Here is a 2,828-nt window from a genome sequence, read left to right as displayed (position 1 = left end):
GGGGACGAGCGGGGTTTTTTCTCGGAAAGCTGGAACCGCAGGACCTTGTCCGAAGCTGGCGTGAACCTGCCGGACTTCGTGCAGGACAACCATTCGCTGTCGCGCCGGGCGGGGACGGTGCGGGGACTTCACTACCAGGCGCCTCCTTTCGCGCAGGGCAAGCTGGTGCGCTGCGGGCGCGGCGCGCTTCTGGACGTGGCGGTGGACGCGCGCTTGGGCAGCCCGACCTATGGCCAATGGGTTTCGGTCGAACTTTCCTTCGAGAACGGCCGGCAGCTGTGGATCCCCGCGGGCTTCCTGCACGGCTTTGTCACGACCCAGCCCGACACCGAGATCGTCTACAAATGCACCGCGCATTACGACCGTGCCAGCGACGGCGCGGTCCGCTGGGACAGCCTTGGGATCGACTGGGGCGTCAGCGATCCCTTGCTGTCCGACAAGGACCGCGACGCCCCGGCCTTTGCGGATTGGCGATCCCCGTTTGACCACATGGTGGCGGCATGAGGATCCTTGTCACGGGCGGCGCGGGCTTTATCGGCTCGGCCGTGGTCCGGCTTGCGGTGTCGCGCGGGCACGAGGTGGTCAATGTCGATGCGCTGACCTATGCCGCCAATCCCGCCAATGTGGCGGGTGCGGCGGCCAGCCCGCTTTACACCTTCGAGCATGTCGACATCCGCGACCGCGCGGCCCTGGACCGCGTCTTCGCCGCCCATCGCCCCGACGCAGTGATGCACCTGGCCGCCGAAAGCCATGTCGACCGATCCATCGACGGCCCCGGTGCCTTTGTCGAGACCAACGTGATCGGCACCTTCAACATGCTTGAAGCGTCGCGCCACTATTGGACGGCCCAAGGCCGGCCGGAAGGCTTCCGCTTCCACCACATCTCGACCGACGAGGTGTTCGGATCGTTGGGCGAGACGGGGCAGTTCACGGAAACCACCCCCTACGACCCGCGCAGCCCTTATTCCGCCAGCAAGGCCGGGTCCGACCATCTGGTGCGCGCCTGGCACGAGACCTATGGCCTGCCGGTCGTGCTGACCAACTGCTCGAACAACTACGGCCCCTACCACTTCCCCGAGAAGCTGGTCCCGGTCGTCATCCTCAAGGCCCTGGCGGGCCAGCCGATCCCCGTCTATGGCGATGGCGGCAACGTGCGCGACTGGCTTTACGTCGAGGATCATGCCGATGCCTTGCTGCTGGTGGTCGAGAAGGGCCAGATCGGCCGCAGCTACAATATCGGCGGCGAGAACGAGGCCACGAACATCGACCTGGTTCGCACCATCTGTGCCCATATGGACAACCTGCATCCCGAAGGCGCGCCGCACGCGGACCTGATCACCTTCGTGACCGACCGCCCCGGCCATGACCGCCGCTATGCGATCGACCCGGCCCGCATCCGGGACGAACTGGGCTGGCGGCCCTCGGTCACGGTCGAGGAAGGGCTGCGCCGGACCGTCGAATGGTATCTGGGCAACCGCGACTGGTGGCAGCCGCTTTTGTCGCGCGACGGCGTGGGCCAGAGGCTGGGCCGGACAGGATGACCGGGCTTCTGGTACTCGGCAAGTCTGGCCAACTGGCCCAGGCCCTGGCACGGCTTGTTCCCGACGCGACCTTCTGGGGCCGCGCCGAGGCCGATCTGTCCGATCCGCAGGCGGTGGCGGCAAGGATCCGCGACCTGCGCCCGACCGCGATCATCAATGCTTCGGCCCATACGGCCGTTGACCGGGCCGAGACCGAGATCGAGGCCGCCTTGGTGCTGAACGCCACCGCCCCCGGCGCCATTGCCCGGGCGGCGGCGGAAGGGGGCATCCCCTTCCTGCATGTGTCGACGGACTATGTCTTCGACGGCTCGGGCGAGCAGGCGCGGGGCGAGGATGCGCCCACGGCGCCGCTTGGCGTTTATGGCCGGACCAAGCTTGCAGGCGAGGAACAGGTGGCGGCAGCCGGCGGGCAGTGGGCGGTCATGCGCACGTCCTGGGTGTTTTCCGCGGATGGCGCAAACTTCGTCAAGACCATGCTGCGGCTCGGCGCCGAGCGCGACGAGATCACGGTGGTGGCCGACCAGGTCGGCGGACCGACCGAAGCCGGCCGGATCGCCCAAGCCCTGCTGGAGATGGCGCGGCAGATGCTGGCCGATCCTGCCAAGGGTGGGCTTTACCATTTCGCGGGCGCCCCCGATGTCAGCTGGGCCGATTTCGCCCGCGCCATCTTCGCCCGCGCCAGGCTGTCCTGCCGGGTGCGCGACATCCCCAGCAGCGATTATCCGACGCCCGCGCGGCGCCCCGCGAACTCGCGGCTGGATTGCGCGCGCATCGGGCGCGACTTCGGCATTGCCCGGCCCGACTGGCAGGCCGATCTGGACCGGGTCTTGAAGCAACTGGGATATCCGACATGACGACGCGCAAGGGCATCATTCTGGCAGGCGGCTCGGGGACGCGCCTTTATCCGATCACGATGGGCGTGTCGAAGCAGCTTCTGCCGCTTTATGACAAGCCGATGATCTATTACCCGATCAGCGTGCTGATGCTGGCCGGCATCCGCGAGATCGCGATCATCACCACCCCCGAGGACCAGGCCCAGTTCCAGCGGCTTCTGGGCAGCGGCGAGCAATGGGGGCTGCGGTTCGAATGGATCATCCAGCCTTCCCCCGACGGGCTGGCCCAGGCCTATATCCTGGCCGAGGATTTCCTGGCCGGCGCGCCCTCGGCCATGGTGCTGGGCGACAACATCTTCTTCGGCCACGGGTTGCCCGAACTGCTGAAGGCGGCAGGCGGGCGTGACAGCGGCGGCACGGTCTTCGGCTATCGCGTGGCCGATCCGGAACGCTA

General features: G+C 67.5%; 4 protein-coding genes. All 4 read left to right on the top strand.

Going from position 1 to position 2,828, the window contains the following annotated elements; all coding sequences use genetic code 11:
* On the top strand, nucleotides 1–504 hold a 504-nt coding region (gene rfbC / locus IE224_RS20595; RefSeq protein WP_191313369.1), incomplete at its 5' end, for a dTDP-4-dehydrorhamnose 3,5-epimerase.
* Entirely contained in the window at nucleotides 501–1,541 is a 1,041-nt protein-coding gene (rfbB, locus tag IE224_RS20590; protein WP_191313367.1) for a dTDP-glucose 4,6-dehydratase, read from the top strand. The genes rfbC and rfbB, both read left to right, overlap by 4 nt.
* Nucleotides 1,538–2,395, top strand: coding sequence for a dTDP-4-dehydrorhamnose reductase (rfbD, locus tag IE224_RS20585; RefSeq protein ID WP_191313365.1), 858 nt, complete (start codon nucleotides 1,538–1,540; stop codon nucleotides 2,393–2,395). The genes rfbB and rfbD overlap by 4 nt, the downstream gene beginning before the upstream one ends.
* A partial coding sequence (locus tag IE224_RS20580) for a sugar nucleotidyltransferase (RefSeq protein ID WP_191313364.1) occupies nucleotides 2,392–2,828 on the top strand: 437 nt, incomplete at its 3' end. The genes rfbD and IE224_RS20580, both read left to right, overlap by 4 nt.

It is taken from the genome of Paracoccus aerius, from assembly GCF_014656455.1.
In the GTDB taxonomy this organism is placed as follows: domain Bacteria; phylum Pseudomonadota; class Alphaproteobacteria; order Rhodobacterales; family Rhodobacteraceae; genus Paracoccus; species Paracoccus aerius.
Note: the sequence above shows the minus strand (reverse complement) of the source record. Positions and strands in the feature narration are given on the sequence as shown.